This is a genomic window from Streptomyces sp. NBC_01214 (assembly GCF_026340975.1).
Taxonomy (GTDB): Bacteria; Actinomycetota; Actinomycetes; order Streptomycetales; family Streptomycetaceae; genus Streptomyces.
In genome coordinates, this window is record NZ_JAPEOS010000001.1 from 2886372 (window position 1) to 2905679 (window position 19308).

A 19308-nucleotide genomic window follows, 5' to 3' on the forward strand; every position below is an offset into this window, starting at 1 on the left:
ACGAGTGGTTCTTCGAGCTTTGCACTGGTGTCACATCCCGTCCATACGTCGTACCGGGGACGTACGCGGGGCCCACCGGAGGCGGTCCACGACGTGACGTACGTCTTACGTGACACGAACCGGTGGGTGCGCGGCGTTCGCGCGGTGGCGTGCTGGCTACGATGGGCCAGCCGGTGGCCGTGGTGGCCGTGCGGCCCAGCGACCCTCCGGGAAGGCCATGCTGAACAAGTACGCGCGTGCATTCTTCACGCGTGTTCTCACGCCATTCGCCGCATTTCTGCTCAGGCGGGGGGTGAGCCCGGACGCGGTCACCCTGATCGGCACGGCCGGAGTGGTGGCCGGAGCGCTGTGGTTCTTCCCCCGCGGCGAGTTCTTCTGGGGCACCATCACCATCACCCTCTTCGTCTTCTCCGACCTGGTGGACGGGAACATGGCCCGCCAGGCCGGCATCTCCAGCCGGTGGGGAGCCTTCCTCGACTCCACCCTCGACCGGGTGGCGGACGCGGCGATCTTCGGCGGCCTCGCGCTCTGGTACGCGGGCAATGGGAACGACAACGCACTGTGTGCGGTGGCGATCTTCTGCCTGGCCAGTGGCCAGGTGGTCTCCTACACCAAGGCGCGCGGCGAGTCGATCGGGCTGCCGGTGGCCGTCAACGGGCTCATCGAGCGGGCCGAGCGACTGGTGATCTCGCTGGTCGCGGCCGGCCTGTCCGGGCTGCAGACCTTCGGCGTGCCGTCCTGGATCGGTGTGCTGCTGCCGATCGCGCTGTGGATCGTGGCGGTGGGCTCGCTCGTCACCCTGATCCAGCGGGTGGTCACCGTGCGCCGCGAGTCGGCCGAGGCCGACGCGGCGGCCGCCGAGGGCGGCGCGGCCTGATGGGCGCCCTACAGGACAAGCTCGTCGACTCGCTGTACGGACTCGGCTGGGCCGGGGTCAAGAAGCTGCCCGAACCGGCGGCCGTGGCCCTGGGCCGGCGCATCGCCGACTTCGCGTGGAAGCGGCGCGGCAAGAGCGTGCTGCGGCTGGAGTCGAACCTGGCCCGGGTGGTGCCCGACGCCGGCCCGGAGCGGCTGCGCGAGCTGTCGCAGGCGGGCATGCGCTCGTACATGCGGTACTGGATGGAGTCGTTCCGGCTGCCGACCATGGACCCGGAGCGCTTCAGCACCGATGTCGAGTTCCAGGACGAGCACCTGCTGCGCGAGGCCCTCGACTCCGGGCGCGGTGTGATCGTGGCCCTGCCGCACCTCGCCAACTGGGACCTCGCCGGGGCCTGGGCCATCGGTCACATGGGTGCGCCCTTCACGACGGTCGCCGAGCGGCTGAAGCCCGAGACCCTCTACGACCGCTTCGTGGCCTACCGGGAGAGCCTGGGCATGGAGGTCCTGCCGCACAGCGGCGGCGCCGCCTTCGGCACCCTCGCCCGGCGACTGCGCTCCGGCGGCATGGTCTGCCTGGTCGCGGACCGGGACCTGTCGGCCTCCGGGGTCGAGGTGGACTTCTTCGGCGCCACGGCGCGCATGCCGGCCGGACCGGCGCTGCTGGCGCAGCAGACCGGTGCGGTGCTGCTCCCGGCGACCCTGCACTACGGCGACGCGCCGAAGATGTACGGCCGGATCCACCCCGAGGTGAAGGTGCCGAAGACCGGGACCCGGACCGAGAAGACCACCCTCATGACCCAGGCGGTGGCGGACGTCTTCGCGTGGGGCATCGCCGAGCACCCGGAGGACTGGCACATGCTGCAGCGGCTGTGGCTGGACGACTTGGAGGAGCGCCCGTAGTGAAGATCGGCATCGTGTGCCCGTACTCGTGGGACGTGCCGGGTGGCGTCCAGTTCCACATCCGGGACCTGGCGGAGCACCTGATCCGCCTCGGCCACGAGGTGTCGGTGCTCGCCCCGGCGGACGACGAGACCCCGCTGCCGCCGTACGTGGTCTCGGCCGGGCGGGCGGTGCCGGTCCCGTACAACGGCTCGGTGGCCCGGCTGAACTTCGGCTTCCTGTCGGCGGCCCGGGTCCGGCGCTGGCTCCACGACGGCACCTTCGACGTGATCCACATCCACGAGCCGGCCTCGCCCTCGCTGGGGCTGCTGTCCTGCTGGGCGGCGCAGGGCCCGATCGTGGCGACCTTCCACACCTCGAACCCCCGGTCCCGGGCGATGATCGCGGCGTACCCGATCCTGCAGCCGGCCCTGGAGAAGATCAACGCGCGGATCGCGGTGAGCGAGTACGCGCGGCGCACGCTGGTGGAGCACCTGGGCGGCGACGCGGTCGTCATCCCCAACGGCGTCGACGTGGACTTCTTCGCCAAGGCCGAGGCCAACCCCGACTGGTCCGGTCAGACGCTGGGCTTCATCGGCCGGATCGACGAGCCCCGCAAGGGCCTGCCGGTGCTGATGGCGGCCTTCCCGCAGATCGTGGAGGCCTGCCCGGACGTACGCCTGCTGGTGGCGGGCCGCGGTGACGAGGAGGAGGCGGTGGCCTCCCTCCCGGCGGACCTCCGCTCCCGCGTCGAGTTCCTCGGCATGGTCTCGGACGAGGACAAGGCGCGGCTGCTGCGCAGCGTGGACGTGTACGTCGCCCCGAACACCGGCGGCGAGAGCTTCGGCATCATCCTGGTCGAGGCCCTGTCGGCGGGTGCGGCCGTGCTCGCGTCGGACCTGGACGCCTTCGCCCAGGTCCTGGACCAGGGCGGGGCCGGCGATCTCTTCGCCAACGAGAACGCCGACGCGCTGGCGACGGCGGCGATCAGCCTGCTGCGGGACCCGGAGCGGCGGGCCGAGCTCAGCGCCCGCGGCTCGGCGCACGTGCGCCGCTTCGACTGGTCCACGGTCGGGGCGGATATCCTGGCCGTCTACGAAACGGTGACGGACGGCGCCGCGGCGGTGGCCGCGGACGAACGCGTCCCCCTCCGCACCCGCTTGGGCTTCTCGAAGGACACCACGTCCTCCTGAGGGTTCGCTACCCGGCGGAGACGGTCCGGTCGGGCCGGCCGTCGGGGGCGACGGCCACCTCGTGGACCACGCCGCCGGAGGTGGTCAGACGGATCCGGTCGGGGGCCGTCCAGACGGCCTCGCGGAGCTCGTTGTCGGTGGCGTCGCCGTTGAAGTAGCCGACGGCCCAGCGGCGCTCCAGGGGCCCGCTGCCCTGGTGGACGTACACGTACCACAGCGGGTCGATCATGGCCGAGCCCTCTTCGACGACCAGTCGACGGTCGTTCCGGCCGGGGGCCGTCAGACTCTGCGTCTGCTCCTGCCCACCGTCCAGCAGGGTCAGCAAGGTGGCGAGGGCCATGATCATGATCCCGAGGACGGCCACCGGGAGTCCCAGGGCGAGGCGCGTCGCAGTCTTCCGCGCTCCCAGCAGGATCCCGCCGACCAGGGCGACCAGCGCGAGCCAGCCCATGGTGACGAAGTGGCCGTGTACCCGGTTGAGGACGACGAGACCGCCGTCCGGACCGCCCCAGAAGTGAGCGGCCAGTGCGCCGGTCACCAGGGCGGCGGCCACCGCGAGCAGTACCCGTGCCGACGTTCTGCGGCGCGATCTCATGAGTCTCGTCCCCCCGATAGCTTTGGATCATGAACCCTACGGGTCCGGGGGCGGCCCGGGCCAGGGGCGATGGGGGTCGGGGGCGCGCGGAGCGGTAGGGTCGCGCAGCGTGATCGAAACCCTTGTCTGGATCGCCCTGGCTCTCGGAGTCATCGGGGTCTACCTCAGCTGGACCGCCGGCCGGCTCGACCGGCTGCACTCGCGGATGGACGCCGCGCGGGCCGCGCTCGACGCGCAGCTCGTGCGGCGGGCCTCCGTCGTGCTGGAGGTGGCCACGTCCGGGGTGCTCGACCCCGCCTCCTCCCTGGTGCTCTACGAGGCCGCGCACGCCGCCCGGCAGGCCGAGGAGGACCACCGCGAGGTGGCCGAGAGCGAGCTCAGCCAGGCGCTGCGGGCGGTCTTCGCCGATGCCGACCAGGTCGACGTGCTCAAGGCGGCCCCCGGTGGGGCCGAGGCCACGGAGGAGTTGGCGGCGGCCGTCCGCCGGGTTCCGATGGCGCGGCGCTTCCTCAACGACTCGGTGCGGGCCGCCCGCGCGCTGCGCCGGCACCGCAAGGTCCGCTGGTTCAGACTGGCGGGTCACGCGCCGTTCCCGCTCGCCTTCGAAATGGACGATGAGCCTCCGGTGGATCTTGCAGATCGGCCGACGTAGGGCTTCAAAGGGCCGCGAGGGACAAATCAAGGAGCCACAGGCTCCACATTGGCCCTTGTAGTGGACTGATCCCTTGGGGTTTCCTCAGCCGAGTAGTACGAGCAGCACCCCGTCTTCCTTTCGAGTGAGGTCAATCCGTGAGCACGCTTCCCACCTCCCCCCAGTCCGCCGAGTCGGCGATCGGCACCTCGCGCGTCAAGCGCGGCATGGCCGAGCAGCTGAAGGGCGGCGTGATCATGGACGTGGTCAACGCCGAGCAGGCGAAGATCGCTGAGGACGCCGGCGCCGTGGCCGTCATGGCCCTGGAGCGGGTCCCGGCCGACATCCGCAAGGACGGCGGCGTCGCGCGCATGTCCGACCCGAACATGATCGAAGAGATCATCGAGGCCGTCTCGATCCCGGTCATGGCCAAGTCCCGCATCGGCCACTTCGTCGAGGCCCAGGTCCTGCAGTCCCTCGGCGTCGACTACATCGACGAGTCCGAGGTCCTGACCCCGGCCGACGAGGTCAACCACTCCGACAAGTGGGCGTTCACCACCCCCTTCGTCTGTGGCGCCACCAACCTGGGCGAGGCCCTGCGCCGCATCGCCGAGGGCGCGGCCATGATCCGCTCGAAGGGCGAGGCCGGCACCGGCAACGTCGTCGAGGCCGTCCGCCACCTGCGCCAGATCAAGAACGAGATCGCCCGCCTGCGCGGCTACGACAACAACGAGCTGTTCGCCGCCGCCAAGGAGCTGCGCGCCCCGTACGAGCTCGTCAAGGAAGTCGCCGAGCTCGGCAAGCTCCCGGTCGTGCTGTTCTCCGCCGGTGGCGTCGCCACCCCCGCCGACGCCGCGCTCATGCGCCAGCTCGGCGCCGAGGGCGTCTTCGTCGGCTCCGGCATCTTCAAGTCGGGCGACCCGGCCAAGCGCGCCGCCGCCATCGTGAAGGCCACCACCTTCTACGACGACCCGAAGATCATCGCGGACGCCTCCCGCAACCTGGGCGAGGCCATGGTCGGCATCAACTGCGACACCCTCCCCGAGGCCGAGCGCTACGCCAACCGCGGCTGGTAGTCCCGACATGACGAACACCCCCGTGATCGGTGTCCTGGCCCTCCAGGGCGACGTACGGGAACACCTGATCGCCCTGGCCGCGGCGGACGCCGTGGCCAGGCCGGTCCGGCGTCCCGAGGAGCTCGCCGAGGTCGACGCCCTGGTGATCCCCGGCGGCGAGTCCACCACCATGTCGAAGCTCGCCGTGCTGTTCGGCATGCTGGAGCCGCTGCGCGACCGCGTGGCGGCCGGCATGCCCGTGTACGGCACCTGCGCCGGCATGATCATGCTCGCGGACAAGCTCCTGGACGGCCGTGAGGACCAGGAGACCTTGGGCGGCATCGACATGATCGTCCGCCGCAACGCGTTCGGCCGTCAGAACGAGTCCTTCGAAGCGAAGATCGACTTCGCGGGCATAGCGGGCGGTCCGGTCGAGGGCGTCTTCATCCGCGCGCCCTGGGTCGAGTCCGTCGGCGCCGCCGCCGAGGTGCTCGCCACGTACGACGGCCACACGGTCGCCGTGCGTCAGGGCAACGTCCTGGCGACCTCGTTCCACCCCGAGCTGACCGGAGACGACCGCGTTCACGCGTACTTCGTCGACATGGTGCGCGCGGGGCTGTGACGGGCTCCCGGTAGGATCGGGGACGAACACTGTTGGTTACGCGAAGGAGACAGGCGGATGTCCGGCCACTCTAAATGGGCTACGACGAAGCACAAGAAGGCCGTGATCGATGCCAAGCGCGGCAAGCTCTTCGCGAAGCTGATCAAGAACATCGAGGTCGCGGCCCGTATGGGCGGCGCCGACATCGACGGCAACCCGACGCTCTTCGACGCCATCCAGAAGGCGAAGAAGAGCTCGGTCCCCAACAAGAACATCGACTCCGCGGTCAAGCGCGGCGGTGGACTTGAGGCCGGCGGCGCCGACTACGAGACGATCATGTACGAAGGCTACGGTCCGAACGGCGTCGCGGTGCTGATCGAGTGCCTCACCGACAACCGCAACCGTGCCGCGTCCGACGTGCGTGTCGCCATGACCCGCAACGGCGGTTCGATGGCCGACCCGGGCTCGGTCTCGTACCTGTTCAACCGTAAGGGCGTCGTCCTGCTGCCCAAGGGCGAGCTCTCCGAGGACGACGTCCTGGAGACGGTGCTCGACGCGGGTGCCGAAGAGGTCAACGACCTCGGCGACAGCTTCGAGATCATCAGCGAGGCCACCGACATGGTCGCGGTCCGTACCGCGCTCCAGGCGGCCGGCATCGACTACGACTCGGCCGACTCCAACTTCCTGCCGACCATGCAGGTCGAGCTGGACGAAGAGGGCGCGCGCAAGATCTTCAAGCTGATCGACGCGCTGGAGGACAGCGACGACGTGCAGAACGTCTTCGCCAACTTCGACGTCTCGGACGAAGTCATGGAGAAGGTCGACGCCTGACCGAGCGTCAACGGTGGGCCGACGGGGACACCCCGTCGGCCCACCGTCGTTTCCGTCCCCGGCACTTCCGACGCCCCCGGCCCGGCGGGTCGGTCCGTGCGGTCGGTGCCGCTGTCACAGGCGGCCGGTAGCCTGCACACCTGCGCGAAGGAGGAGGTGGCGGTGGTGCGAGTGCTGGGTGTTGACCCGGGACTGACGCGGTGCGGTGTCGGCGTCGTCGAGGGCGTGGCCGGACGGCCGCTGACCATGCTCGGCGTGGGAGTCGTACGGACGCCCGCGGACGCCGAGTTGGGCCACCGGCTCGTCGCCATCGAGCAGGGCATCGAGCAATGGCTCGATGCGCACCGGCCCGAAGTGGTCGCCGTGGAGCGGGTGTTCAGCCAGCACAACGTCAGCACCGTGATGGGCACCGCCCAGGCGAGCGCCGTCGCGATGCTGTGCGCCGCCCGCCGCGGAATACCGGTCGCCCTGCACACCCCCAGCGAGGTTAAGGCCGCCGTCACCGGCACCGGCCGCGCCGACAAGGCCCAGGTCGGCGCGATGGTCACCCGGCTACTGAGGCTGGACGCACCACCCAAACCGGCGGACGCCGCCGACGCCCTCGCCCTCGCCATCTGCCACATCTGGCGGGCCCCCGCCCACAACCGCCTCCAGCAGGCGGTCGCCCTGCACGCCTCGAAAGGCCGTACCCGATGATCGCCTTCGTCAGCGGCCCGGTCGCCGCACTCGCACCCACCCTTGCCGTGATCGAGGTCGGGGGAGTGGGCATGGCCGTGCAGTGCACCCCCACCACCATCTCCGGCCTGCGCATCGGGGAGCAGGCCCGACTGGCCACCTCCCTCGTCGTCCGCGAGGACTCGCTCACCCTGTACGGCTTCGCCGACGACGACGAGCGCCAGGTCTTCGAGATCCTGCAGACCGCCAGCGGGGTCGGACCGAGGCTCGCCCAGGCGATGCTCGGCGTACACAGCCCCGACGCGCTGCGCCTGGCCGTCTCCACCGGCGACGAGAAGGCGCTCGTGGCGGTGCCGGGCATCGGCAAGAAGGGCGCCCAGAAGCTACTCCTCGAACTGAAGGGCAAGCTGGGGGCTCCGCTGGGCAGCAGCGGCCTCGTGGGCGCGCAGCGCGCCGCGGCCTCCGGGCCCGCCCCCTGGACCGAGCAGCTCTCCGCCGCCCTGATCGGCCTCGGCTACGCCTCGCGCGACGCGGAGGACGCGGTCGCGGCGGTGACGCCGCAGGCCGAGGCCGCCATCGCCGCCGGCGGTTCGGCCCCCGTTCCGCAGCTCCTGCGGGCGGCCCTCCAGTCCCTGAACCGGGCCCGCTAGCCGCGCGCCGCCGCGTTCAGCCCCTCCGGCGATCGAGGAGCGGGTCCGGGCAGCGCCCGGGAAACGGCGAAAGGGCGGGGTGGGGGAAAGCCCCGCAGGGACCGGCCCGCAGGCGACCGACCACCGTACGAACCGAGAAGGCAGACTGACAGCGTGAACTGGGACGACGAGACCAACGCAGACGAGAGCGAGCGACTCGTCGCGGCCTCGGCCGACGGCGAGGACACCGCCGTCGAAGCGGCGCTGCGCCCCAAGGACCTCGGCGAGTTCGTCGGCCAGGAGAAGGTCCGCCAGCAGCTGGACCTCGTCCTCAAGGCGGCCCTCCAGCGCGGAGCCACCGCCGACCACGTCCTGCTCTCCGGCGCGCCCGGCCTCGGCAAGACCACCCTGTCCATGATCATCGCGGCCGAGATGGGCGCGCCCATCCGCATCACCTCCGGCCCCGCCATCCAGCACGCGGGCGACCTGGCGGCGATCCTCTCCTCCCTCCAGGAGGGCGAGGTCCTCTTCCTCGACGAGATCCACCGCATGTCCCGGCCCGCCGAGGAAATGCTCTACATGGCCATGGAGGACTTCCGCGTCGACGTGATCGTCGGCAAGGGGCCCGGCGCCACCGCGATCCCGCTGGAGCTGCCGCCGTTCACCCTGGTCGGCGCCACCACCCGGGCCGGCCTGCTGCCCCCGCCGCTGCGGGACCGCTTCGGCTTCACCGGGCACATGGAGTTCTACGCCCCCGAGGAGCTGGAACGCGTCATCCACCGCTCCGCCCGCCTCCTCGACGTGGAGATCGACACCGCCGGCGCCGCCGAGATCGCCGGTCGCTCCCGCGGCACCCCGCGCATCGCCAACCGGCTGCTGCGCCGCGTCCGCGACTACGCCCAGGTCCGGGCGGACGGCGTGATCAACCGCGAGGTGGCCGGTACCGCCCTCCAGGTGTACGAGGTGGACGGGCGCGGCCTCGACCGACTGGATCGCGCCGTTCTCGAAGCCCTGCTCAAGCTCTTCGGCGGCGGACCCGTGGGCCTGTCCACCCTCGCCGTGGCCGTCGGCGAGGAGCGGGAGACCGTGGAGGAGGTCGCGGAACCCTTCCTGGTCCGCGAGGGGCTGCTCGCGCGCACCCCCCGGGGCCGCGTGGCGACGCCCGCCGCATGGGCTCACCTGGGACTCGTCCCGCCGCAGCACGGCGGGAGTGGATCAAGCGGACAACAGGGCTTGTTCGGGGCCTGACGGCGCGGAGGTTCGACCCCTCAGGAACTGCGGTGCCATGCTGGGCGTTGTTCCATCGGTGCGGACTCGCCTAGACTCCGCCGATGCCGACCCTTCGGGTCGGTGTGCCCACCCCCGTAGAAAAGGCCGCCGTCCGCGTGCGGTCGTGCGAAGGATCTCCGTCCCGTGAATCTCGTGACACTCCTCCCGTTCATCGTGCTCATCGGGGCGATGTTCCTGATGACCCGCTCCGCGAAGAAGAAGCAGCAGGCAGCCGCGCAGATGCGCGACCACATGACGCCCGGCACCGGCGTCCGCACCATCGGCGGCATGTACGCCACGGTGAAGGAGATCGGTGACGACACGGTCACTCTCGAGCTGGCCCCCGGCGTCCACGCGATCTTCGCGAAGAACGCCATCGGCGCCGTCCTGGAGGACGCGGAGTACAACCGCATCGTCCACGGCATCGACGACGACGAGGCGACCGACACGTCGGTCGTTCCGGACGACGCCTCCTCGCTGACCGAGGCCCCGAAGACGGACCTCACCAAGGGCGAGGACGAGGCTCCGGGGCTCGACCTGGGCAAGAAGGACGAGGACGCGCCCAAGGGCGACGACGAGCCCAAGGACGGCAAGTCCGACGGCGAGGCCGGCGCGAAGTAACGCGCGGCGGGGGACCGTGGAGGCGCCCGACCGGCGACCGGCACGGTCCCCGTCTGTGACACTTCTGCGGGGGGCAGGGGTCCCCACCACACATTTCGTGGCCGTCCCCGCGCTGACCCGGCGCGGGACGGTTGGACAGGGAGAAACGACAAGGTGGCAGCACCGAAGAAGGGCCGGCGGCCCACGGGGGCTCAGGGGAGGCCGGGGCGCGCCCTGGCGATCATCCTGATCGCGATGGTGGCGCTCACCGCGGGGATGTTCCTCTCCAAGCAGACGACTCCCAGGCTGGGCATCGACCTCGCCGGCGGCACGAGCATCACGCTCAAGGCCAAGAGCGAGCCCGGCAAAGAGAGCGCCATCAACGAGACCAACATGAACACGGCGGTCGGCATCATCGACCGCCGCGTCAACGGTCTCGGCGTGTCCGAGGCCGAGGTCCAGACCCAGGGTCGCGACCACATCATCGTGAACATCCCCAAGGGGACGAACGAGCAGCAGGCGCGCGAGCAGGTCGGTACCACCGCCCAGCTGTACTTCCGCCCGGTTCTCGCCTTCGCGGACGGCTCCCCGGCTGCTCCCGAGGGCACTCCGAGCCCGAACCCCTCCGCGAGCGGCTCCGGGGCCCCCAAGGCCGGAGACGGCAAGACCAGCCCCTCCGCCAGCCCGTCGTCCAGCGCCACTTCCCAGGGCCGCGCGCTCAGCGAGGCCCTCAAGGCCCCGGCCGCGCCCACTCCCTCGCCCTCGGCGAGCGAGTCGAAGAAGGCAGACGACACCAAGGCTCCGTCGCCCTCCGCCTCCGCCTCCACGCCGCCCACCGGCGACGAGGCCGCCGCAGCGGCCCTCCAGGCCAAGTTCGCGGCGCTGGACTGCAACGACGAGGCGCAGCGCGCCGCCGCCGGTGCGGGCGCCAAGCCCGAGGAGCCGATGGTCGCCTGCGGCCAGCGCGGTACCGCCTGGGGCAAGTGGATCCTCGGCCCGGCCCAGGTCAACGGCCAGGACGTGAAGGAAGCCAAGGGGCAGATCGACCCCCAGCGCGGCCAGTGGATCGTCACCATGCAGTTCACCGACAAGGGCGCCGACAAGTTCGCCAAGATCACCGGTGAGCTGGCCACCAAGCAGATGCCGCAGAACCAGTTCGCGATCGTGCTCGACGGGCGGGTCATCTCCGACCCGTCCGTGAGCCAGGCGCTGACCGGTGGCAACGCCGAGATCTCGGGCGGCTTCACCCAGCAGTCCGCGCAGGACCTGGGCAACATGCTTTCGTACGGCGCCCTGCCGCTCTCCTTCAGCGAGGACAGCGTCACCACCGTCACCGCCGCGCTCGGCGGCGAGCAGCTGAAGGCCGGCCTGATCGCCGGCGCCATCGGCCTGCTCCTCGTGGTGATCTACCTGCTGGTGTACTACCGGGGCCTGGCGTTCATCGCCATCGTCAGCCTCCTGGTCTCCGCGATCCTGACCTACACGATCATGTCGCTGCTCGGGAAGGGCATCGGCTTCGCGCTGAACCTGCCGGCCGTCTGCGGTGCGATCGTGGCGATCGGCATCACGGCGGACTCGTTCATCGTGTACTTCGAGCGCATCCGGGACGAGATCCGCGAGGGCCGCACCCTGCGTCCGGCCGTCGAGCGCGCCTGGCCGCGTGCCCGTCGCACGATCCTGGTCTCCGACTTCGTGTCGTTCCTGGCCGCCGCGGTGCTGTTCATCGTCACGGTGGGCAAGGTCCAGGGCTTCGCGTTCACACTGGGTCTTACGACCCTGCTCGACGTGGTCGTGGTGTTCCTCTTCACCAAGCCCGTCATGACACTGGTGGCGCGCACGAAGTTCTTCGCCAGCGGTCACCCGTGGTCCGGGCTGGACCCGAAGCGGCTGGGCGCCAAGCCTCCGCTGCGCCGGTCCCGCCGTACCGGTTCCGCCCCCGCCCCCGTCGACGCAAAGGAGGCGTGAGAGATGTCGAAGCTGGGAGATCTCGGCGCCAAGCTGTACCGCGGTGAGGTCGGCTACGACTTCGTCGGCAAGCGCTTTCTCTGGTACGGCGTTTCCATCCTGATCACCATCACGGCGATCGTCGCCCTGGCCGTCCAGGGCCTCAACATGGGCATCGAGTTCAAGGGTGGTGCCGTCTTCACCACCTCGAAGTCCTCCACTTCCGTGGCCAAGGCGACGGAGGTGGCGGAGAAGGCTTCGGGCCACGACGCGATCGTCCAGCAGCTCGGCACCGGCGGCCTGCGGATCCAGATCTCCGGTCTGGACACCGCCGCCGCGACCGACGTCAAGAAGACCCTCGCCGCCGACCTCAAGGTCAGCGAGGCCGACATCAACGCCGACCTGGTCGGTCCCAGCTGGGGCGAGCAGATCGCGAACAAGGCCTGGACCGGTCTCGGCGTCTTCATGGTCCTCGTGGTGATCTACCTGGCCATCGCCTTCGAGTGGCGGATGGCGGTCGCGGCGCTGATCGCGCTGATCCACGACCTCACCATCACCGTCGGCGTGTACGCGCTCGTCGGCTTCGAGGTCACGCCGGGCACGGTCATCGGTCTGCTGACGATCCTCGGTTACTCCCTCTACGACACCGTCGTCGTCTTCGACGGTCTCAAGGAGGGCTCGAAGGACATCACCAAGCAGACCCGCTGGACGTACAGCGAGATCGCCAACCGCAGCATCAACGGCACCCTGGTCCGCTCGATCAACACCACGGTCGTCGCGCTCCTCCCGGTCGCCGCGCTGCTCTTCATCGGCGGTGGCTTCCTGGGCGCCGGCATGCTGAACGACATCTCGCTGTCGCTGTTCGTCGGCCTCGCGGCCGGTGCGTACTCCTCGATCTTCATCGCGACCCCGCTGGTCGTGGACCTCAAGGAGCGCGAGCCGGCGATGAAGGCCCTCAAGAAGCGGGTGCTCGCCAAGCGGGCGGCCGCGGCGGCCAAGGGCGAGTCCCAGGACGAGGGCTACGAGTCCGAGGACGAGCCGCAGGTCGTGGCGCAGGGCCGGCCGGGGCGGCGGCGTTGACCGCGCCGCTGTCCGAGGACGCCCGGGAGCTGCTCCTCAACCGGATCAAGGACGTGGCGGACTACCCGAAGCCGGGCGTGATGTTCAAGGACATCACCCCGCTGCTGGCGGACCCCGAGGCGTTCGCGGCCCTGACGGACGCGCTGGTGGAGCTGGCCGGGCGGTACGGCGCGACGAAGATCGTCGGCTTGGAGGCGCGCGGGTTCATCCTCGCGGCCCCGGTCGCCGTGCAGGCCGGCATCGGCTTCGTGCCGGTGCGCAAGGCCGGAAAGCTGCCGGGCGCGACGCTCGCGCAGTCGTACGAGCTGGAGTACGGCACTGCGGAGATCGAGGTCCACGCCGAGGACCTGTCGGCCGGTGACCGGGTCATGGTCATCGACGACGTGCTGGCCACCGGCGGTACCGCGGAGGCCTCGCTCTCGCTGATCCGGCGGGCCGGTGCGGAGGTCGCGGGCGTGGCGGTCCTGATGGAACTCTCGTTCCTTCCGGGACGGGCCAAGCTGGCGCCCGCCCTGGGCGGGGCTCCGCTGGACGCGTTGATCGTGGTCTGACCCAGGTCTGACCCTGTTGTGCCGAAGCGGCGGGTATCCGGGACGTCCCGGGTGCCCGCCGCTTTCGTGTGCCGCGCCGGGGCGGGATGGGTCAGCCCCGCCGGCGTTTGAGCCCCGGGAGCGGACCGGCACGGGGAGGACCTCGCGGAACGAGGGGGCCGAACCCTCGCTACCATGGGTTGTCCGGACCGGACACGGGCACCGGATCCACCCCTGGACTCCGTCCGGGGGGACCCCCGTGAGGAGCGCTCTTGCCAGACGAGGTCCAGCCAATCTCCGCCGCGCAGCCCGACCCGCAGGCCGAGCAGACCAAGGCGGCCCCCGCCACGCCCCCGCCGGCCCCGCCGGTGCCGCCGGTCAAGCCCGCGCCGACGAAGTCCGCCGGGTCCTCCAACCGGGTGCGCGCCCGTCTCGCCCGGCTCGGCGTACAGCGCTCGAACCCGTACAACCCGGTTCTGGAGCCGTTGCTCCGCATAGTCCGCAGCAACGACCCGAAGATCGAGACGTCGACGCTGCGCCAGCTGGAGCAGGCCTACCAGGTGGCCGAACGCTGGCACCGCGGCCAGAAGCGCAAGAGCGGCGACCCGTACATCACCCATCCGCTCGCGGTGACCACCATCCTCGCCGAGCTCGGCATGGACCCGGCCACCCTGATGGCCGGTCTGCTGCACGACACCGTCGAGGACACCGAGTACGGCCTCGAAGACCTGCGCCGCGACTTCGGCGACGCCGTGGCCCTGCTCGTCGACGGCGTCACCAAGCTGGACCGGGTGAAGTTCGGCGAGGCCGCCCAGGCGGAGACCGTCCGCAAGATGGTCGTGGCGATGGCCAAGGACCCGCGCGTCCTGGTCATCAAGCTCGCCGACCGGCTGCACAACATGCGCACCATGCGCTACCTCAAGCGGGAGAAGCAGGAGAAGAAGGCCCGCGAGACCCTCGAGATCTACGCCCCGCTGGCTCACCGGCTGGGCATGAACACGATCAAGTGGGAGCTCGAAGACCTCTCCTTCGCGATCCTCTACCCGAAGATGTACGACGAGATCGTGCGCCTGGTCGCCGAGCGCGCGCCCAAGCGCGACGAGTACCTCGCCGTCGTCACCGACGAGGTGCAGGTCGACCTCAGAGCCGCCCGCATCAAGGCCACCGTGACGGGCCGCCCGAAGCACTACTACAGCGTCTACCAGAAGATGATCGTCCGCGGCCGTGACTTCGCGGAGATCTACGACCTGGTGGGCATTCGCGTCCTCGTCGACACCGTCCGGGACTGCTACGCGGCCCTGGGCACCGTGCACGCGCGATGGAACCCGGTCCCCGGCCGGTTCAAGGACTACATCGCGATGCCCAAGTTCAACATGTACCAGTCGCTCCACACGACGGTCATCGGACCCAGCGGCAAGCCCGTCGAGCTCCAGATCCGCACCTTCGACATGCACCGCCGCGCCGAGTACGGCATCGCCGCGCACTGGAAGTACAAGCAGCAGACCGTCGCGGGCACCTCCAAGGTCCGCACCGACGTCCCGCAGGCCGCCAAGGGCAGCGCCGGCCAGGACACGGTCAACGACATGGCCTGGCTGCGCCAGCTGCTGGACTGGCAGAAGGAGACCGAGGACCCGGGCGAGTTCCTCGACTCGCTGCGCTTCGACCTCTCCCGCAACGAGGTCTTCGTCTTCACCCCCAAGGGCGACGTCATCGCGCTGCCCGCCGGAGCCACCCCCGTGGACTTCGCGTACGCCGTCCACACCGAGGTCGGCCACCGGACGATAGGGGCCAGGGTCAACGGCCGGCTCGTCCCGCTGGAGTCCACGCTCGACAACGGCGACCTGGTCGAGGTCTTCACCTCCAAGGCCGAGGGCGCCGGCCCGTCCCGCGACTGGCTCGGCTTCGTCAAGTCCCCGCGGGCCCGCAACAAGATCCGCGCCTGGTTCTCCAAGGAGCGCCGCGACGAGGCCATCGAGCACGGCAAGGACGCCATCGCCCGGGCCATGCGCAAGCAGAACCTGCCGATCCAGCGCATCCTGACCGGCGACTCGCTCGTCACCCTCGCGCACGAGATGCGCTACCCCGACATCTCCTCCCTGTACGCGGCGATCGGCGAGGGCCACGTGGCCGCGCAGGGCGTCGTACAGAAGCTGGTGGCGGCCCTCGGCGGCGAGGAGGCGGCCAACGAGGACATCGAGGAATCGATCCCTCCGGCGCGCGGCCGCAAGCGGCGCACCAACGCGGACCCGGGCGTCGTCGTCAAGGGCGTCGAGGACGTGTGGGTCAAGCTGGCCCGCTGCTGCACCCCGGTGCCGGGCGACCCGATCATCGGGTTCGTCACGCGCGGCAGCGGCGTATCGGTTCACCGCGCGGACTGCGTCAACGTCGACTCGCTCTCCCAGCAGCCCGAGCGGATGCTGGAGGTCGAGTGGGCGCCCACCCAGTCCTCGGTCTTCCTGGTCGCCATCCAGGTCGAGGCGCTGGACCGGTCCCGGCTGCTGTCGGACGTCACCCGGGTCCTGTCGGACCAGCACGTCAACATCCTCTCGGCGGCCGTCCAGACCTCCCGCGACCGGGTGGCCACCTCCCGGTTCACCTTCGAGATGGGCGACCCCAAGCACCTGGGGCACGTCCTGAAGGCCGTCCGGGGCGTCGAGGGCGTCTACGACGTCTACCGCGTGACCTCGGCCAGGCGGCCCTAGGCACGCCACTGTAGGCACGCCACACGAAAGGCGGCCCCGGTACGCATTCCGCGTACCGGGGCCGCCCTTTTCGTGAAGACCACCCGAGGCGCCGGTTCCGGCGCCGAGGGCGGCCGTCAGCGCCATCAGCCGCCGAACTCCTCCAGGCCCTTCAGCGCCTGGTCCAGCAGGGCCTGGCGGCCCTCCAGCTCGCGCGACAGCTTGTCGGCCTTGGCGTTGTTGCCCGCCGCGCGCGCCGCGTCGATCTGCTCACGCAGCTTGTCCACCGCCGCCTGGAGCTGACCCGTCAGACCGGCCGCACGGGCCCGCGCCTCCGGGTTCGTACGACGCCACTCGCCCTCCTCGGCCTCCTGGATCGCCCGCTCGACCGAGTGCATGCGGCCCTCGACCTTCGGCCGGGCGTCCCGCGGCACGTGGCCGATGCCCTCCCAGCGCTCGTTGAGGGAGCGGAACGCGGCACGGGCCGCCTTCAGGTCCGTGATCGGTACGAGCTTCTCGGCCTCGTCGGCCAGCTCCTCCTTGAGCTTCAGGTTCTCGATCTGCTCGGCGTCACGCTCCGCGAAGACCTCGCTGCGGGCCGCGAAGAACACGTCCTGCGCACCGCGGAACCGGTTCCACAGGTCGTCCTCGGACTCGCGCTGCGCCCGGCCCGCCGCCTTCCAGTCGGCCATCAGCTCGCGGTAGCGGGCCGCCGTCGGACCCCAGTCGGTCGACTTCGACAGCGACTCGGCCTCCGCGACCAGCTTCTCCTTGACCTTGCGGGCATCCTCGCGCTGCGCGTCCAGCGAGGCGAAGTGCGCCTTGCGGCGCTTGGAGAAGGCGGAACGCGCGTGCGAGAACCGGTGCCACAGCTCGTCGTCCGACTTGCGGTCCAGACGCGGCAGGCCCTTCCAGATGTCCACCAGGGCGCGCAGCCGCTCGCCGGCACTGCGCCACTGGTCGCTCTGGGCCAGCTGCTCGGCCTCGACGACCAGCGCGTCCTTGGCCGCACGGGCCTCGTCCGTCTGCTTGGCCTTCGCTACCTTGCGCTCCTCGCGCCGGGACTCCACGGTCGTGACCAGCTTGTCCAGCCGCACGCGCAGGGCGTCCAGGTCACCCACGGCGTGGTGCTCGTCCACCTGCGTACGCAGGTGGTCGATCGCCGTCTGGGCGTCCTTGGCGGACAGATCAGTGGTCCGCACCCGCTTTTCGAGGAGGCCGATCTCGACCACCAGGCCCTCGTACTTGCGCTCGAAATAGGCCAGGGCCTCCTCAGGGGTGCCGGCCTGCCACGATCCGACGACCTGCTCGCCATCGGAAGTACGCACGTACACGGTGCCCGTCTCGTCGACTCGGCCCCACGGGTCGCTGCTCACAGCGCCTCCTCCACCTGATGCCTTGCGAGGGGTTCACCCCCTGGGCATCGTCCACAGTTTCCTGGGGCGGGCAGCGCCCGCCCTGCACAACGCCAACATAGGCGACCGCCGGGCCGGCTGTCCGCATCACGCACGACGGAATATCGGCGTACGGGCGGCGGGCCGCCGGGCCCGGGGTCGGCGCATCAGGTCAGTTCTGCGTGACCGTGCCCTTCTCGATCTTCACCTCGGTCTTGGGCGCGCCGTCCTGGCCGCCGTCGACCGTACCGGCCTTCGCGATCTCCTCCAGGACCTTCAGGCCGGCCGCGTCGATCTTGCCGAACGGCGTGTACGACGGCGCCAGCGGGCTGTCCTTGTAGACCAGGAAGAACTGGCTGCCGCCCGAGCCGGGCTGACCCGTGTTGGCCATCGCCACCGTGCCGGCCGGGTAGACGACCTGGCCCTGGTCGTTGGCCTTGCCCAGCGAGTCCAGGTTCTCGTCCGGGATGTTGTAGCCCGGGCCGCCGCGGCCGGTGCCCTCGGGGTCGCCGCACTGGAGCACGAAGATCCCGCCGGCCGTCAGCCGGTGGCACTTGGTGTTGTCGAAGTAGCCCTTGTCGGCGAGCGACTTGAAGGAGTTCACGGTCTGCGGGGTCTTGGCCGCGTCCATCGTGAAGTTGATGTCACCCGCGCTGGTCTTCAGCGCGAAGGTGTACTTCGCCTTCTGGTCGATCGCCATCTCCGGCGAGGGGGACTGCTTGGGCGCGGGCTCGCTCGCCGATGCCGAGGGGTTCGCGGACGGGTCCGCGGCCTGGTCCTTCTTGTCCTTGTCGAAGACACCGCCCACGATCAGGCCGACCAGCGTCGCGATCACCACGGCCACGGCCGCGCCGATCACCGCCGCACGCTGGCGACCCTTCTTCCGGGCCTCGGCGCGGCGCTTCTGCTGGCGCTCGTACTTCTCCCTGGCGAGCTGTCGCCGCCGCTGATCGCTCGTGACCACCGGGTCGTCTCCTTGTACGTGTCTGATACTGCTGTCCGGGCTGGGCTAGGCCGTACCGTATATGGGTTCGCTGTGTAATGAGCGGCGCCGGTAGGCTCTGAGCAGCAGGATTCCTGTCTGCAACCTCCCGAACCTCCCGCCGGACGACGATTGAGGACGAACGTGCTGATTGCCGGGTTCCCCGCAGGCGCTTGGGGCACCAACTGCTACGTGGTCGCCCCCGCCGCCGGTGAGGAGTGCGTCATCATCGACCCGGGCCACCAAGCCGCCCAGGGTGTCGAGGAGACGCTGAAGAAGCATCGGCTCAAGCCCGTCGCGGTCGTGCTGACCCATGGCCACATCGATCATGTGGCCTCGGTGGTCCCGGTGTGCGGAGCACACGACGTACCGGCCTGGATCCACCCCGAAGACCGCTACATGATGAGCGACCCGGAGAAGGCCCTCGGCCGCTCCATCGGGATGCCGCTCATGGGCGAGCTGACCGTGGGGGAGCCGGACGACGTCCGCGAACTGGCCGACGGAGCCGCCCTGAAATTGGCCGGAATGGACTTCTCCGTGGCGCACGCGCCGGGCCATACCAGGGGGTCGGTGACCTTCCGGATGCCCGAGCTGGCCGACGTCCCGCCGGTCTTCTTCTCGGGCGACCTGCTCTTCGCCGGCTCCATCGGACGCACCGACCTGCCCGGCGGCTCCCACGCCGACATGCTCGAATCGCTGGGCCGCGTGTGCCTGCCGCTCGACGACTCGACCGTGGTGCTGTCCGGCCACGGTCCCCAGACCACCATCGGCCGCGAGCGCGCGACCAACCCGTACCTTCGGGAAGTCGCCGCCGGGCTCGGAGACGGCACCGCCGCTCCACGACGAGGAATGTGACGAAA

Annotated in this window: 19 protein-coding genes; 16 read left to right on the top strand and 3 right to left on the bottom strand. The window is 70.5% G+C overall.

Annotated features, from left to right (window positions below):
- Positions 1-217 precede the first annotated feature (217 nt).
- From pgsA to OG594_RS13820, 3 genes are read left to right on the top strand one after another with little or no spacing between them, the layout of a single operon-like run.
- Positions 218-877, top strand: coding sequence for a phosphatidylinositol phosphate synthase (gene pgsA, locus OG594_RS13810; protein ID WP_266598598.1), 660 nt, complete (start codon positions 218-220; stop codon positions 875-877).
- Complete coding sequence (locus tag OG594_RS13815) at positions 877-1779, top strand: phosphatidylinositol mannoside acyltransferase (protein ID WP_266598600.1); 903 nt, start codon at positions 877-879, stop codon at positions 1777-1779. The genes pgsA and OG594_RS13815 overlap by 1 nt, the downstream gene beginning before the upstream one ends.
- Positions 1779-2951 (top strand): glycosyltransferase family 4 protein, encoded by a 1173-nt coding sequence (locus tag OG594_RS13820; protein WP_266598602.1) that lies wholly within the window; start codon positions 1779-1781, stop codon positions 2949-2951. Before OG594_RS13815 ends, OG594_RS13820 begins: the two co-directional genes overlap by 1 nt.
- A gap of 7 nt (positions 2952-2958) precedes the next feature.
- Here the strand turns inward: OG594_RS13820 and OG594_RS13825 are convergent, their stop codons facing one another.
- Complete coding sequence (locus OG594_RS13825; protein WP_266598604.1) at positions 2959-3546, bottom strand: hypothetical protein; 588 nt, start codon at positions 3544-3546, stop codon at positions 2959-2961.
- Between the two features lie 109 nt (positions 3547-3655).
- On the opposite strand from OG594_RS13825, the gene OG594_RS13830 reads away from it, so the two are divergent.
- The 12 genes from OG594_RS13830 (at position 3656) to OG594_RS13885 (ending at position 16093) form a co-directional block, all read left to right on the top strand.
- Entirely contained in the window at positions 3656-4198 is a 543-nt protein-coding gene (locus tag OG594_RS13830; protein ID WP_030010553.1) for a membrane protein, read from the top strand.
- Between the two features lie 137 nt (positions 4199-4335).
- Entirely contained in the window at positions 4336-5253 is a 918-nt protein-coding gene (gene pdxS / locus OG594_RS13835; RefSeq protein WP_030706266.1) for a pyridoxal 5'-phosphate synthase lyase subunit PdxS, read from the top strand.
- A 7-nt stretch (positions 5254-5260) separates the two neighbouring features.
- Entirely contained in the window at positions 5261-5854 is a 594-nt protein-coding gene (gene pdxT, locus OG594_RS13840; RefSeq protein ID WP_266598608.1) for a pyridoxal 5'-phosphate synthase glutaminase subunit PdxT, read from the top strand.
- A gap of 57 nt (positions 5855-5911) precedes the next feature.
- On the top strand, positions 5912-6664 hold the full coding sequence (locus tag OG594_RS13845) for a YebC/PmpR family DNA-binding transcriptional regulator (protein ID WP_030010550.1): 753 nt from the start codon (positions 5912-5914) through the stop codon (positions 6662-6664).
- Between the two features lie 165 nt (positions 6665-6829).
- The gene (gene ruvC, locus OG594_RS13850) at positions 6830-7360 is read left to right on the top strand and encodes a crossover junction endodeoxyribonuclease RuvC (RefSeq protein ID WP_266602891.1); all 531 of its coding nucleotides are present in this window, start codon (positions 6830-6832) and stop codon (positions 7358-7360) included.
- On the top strand, positions 7357-7989 hold the full coding sequence (gene ruvA, locus OG594_RS13855) for a Holliday junction branch migration protein RuvA (protein WP_266598612.1): 633 nt from the start codon (positions 7357-7359) through the stop codon (positions 7987-7989). The genes ruvC and ruvA overlap by 4 nt, the downstream gene beginning before the upstream one ends.
- Before the next feature lie 153 nt (positions 7990-8142).
- Positions 8143-9216, top strand: coding sequence for a Holliday junction branch migration DNA helicase RuvB (gene ruvB, locus OG594_RS13860; protein ID WP_266598614.1), 1074 nt, complete (start codon positions 8143-8145; stop codon positions 9214-9216).
- Between the two features lie 165 nt (positions 9217-9381).
- Positions 9382-9858, top strand: a complete 477-nt coding sequence (gene yajC, locus OG594_RS13865) for a preprotein translocase subunit YajC (RefSeq protein ID WP_266598616.1) — start codon at positions 9382-9384, stop codon at positions 9856-9858.
- Between the two features lie 153 nt (positions 9859-10011).
- Positions 10012-11802, top strand: coding sequence for a protein translocase subunit SecD (secD, locus tag OG594_RS13870; RefSeq protein ID WP_266598618.1), 1791 nt, complete (start codon positions 10012-10014; stop codon positions 11800-11802).
- 3 nt (positions 11803-11805) lie between these two features.
- Positions 11806-12861 (top strand): protein translocase subunit SecF, encoded by a 1056-nt coding sequence (gene secF / locus OG594_RS13875; protein WP_266598620.1) that lies wholly within the window; start codon positions 11806-11808, stop codon positions 12859-12861.
- The gene (locus OG594_RS13880; protein WP_266598622.1) at positions 12858-13412 is read left to right on the top strand and encodes an adenine phosphoribosyltransferase; all 555 of its coding nucleotides are present in this window, start codon (positions 12858-12860) and stop codon (positions 13410-13412) included. The genes secF and OG594_RS13880 overlap by 4 nt, the downstream gene beginning before the upstream one ends.
- A 251-nt stretch (positions 13413-13663) precedes the next feature.
- A complete protein-coding gene (locus OG594_RS13885) occupies positions 13664-16093 on the top strand; it encodes a bifunctional (p)ppGpp synthetase/guanosine-3',5'-bis(diphosphate) 3'-pyrophosphohydrolase (RefSeq protein ID WP_266598623.1) in 2430 nt (809 codons plus the stop codon).
- A gap of 125 nt (positions 16094-16218) precedes the next feature.
- Here OG594_RS13885 and OG594_RS13890 read toward each other — a convergent pair whose 3' ends face one another.
- Both OG594_RS13890 and OG594_RS13895 read right to left on the bottom strand, forming a co-directional pair.
- Positions 16219-17448, bottom strand: coding sequence for a DUF349 domain-containing protein (locus OG594_RS13890; protein ID WP_266598625.1), 1230 nt, complete (start codon positions 17446-17448; stop codon positions 16219-16221).
- Positions 17449-17638: 190 nt separating this feature from the next.
- Positions 17639-18430, bottom strand: coding sequence for a peptidylprolyl isomerase (locus tag OG594_RS13895; RefSeq protein WP_266598627.1), 792 nt, complete (start codon positions 18428-18430; stop codon positions 17639-17641).
- Positions 18431-18592: 162 nt separating this feature from the next.
- On the opposite strand from OG594_RS13895, the gene OG594_RS13900 reads away from it, so the two are divergent.
- Complete coding sequence (locus tag OG594_RS13900) at positions 18593-19303, top strand: MBL fold metallo-hydrolase (RefSeq protein ID WP_266598629.1); 711 nt, start codon at positions 18593-18595, stop codon at positions 19301-19303.
- The last annotated feature ends 5 nt before the right edge of the window (positions 19304-19308 follow it).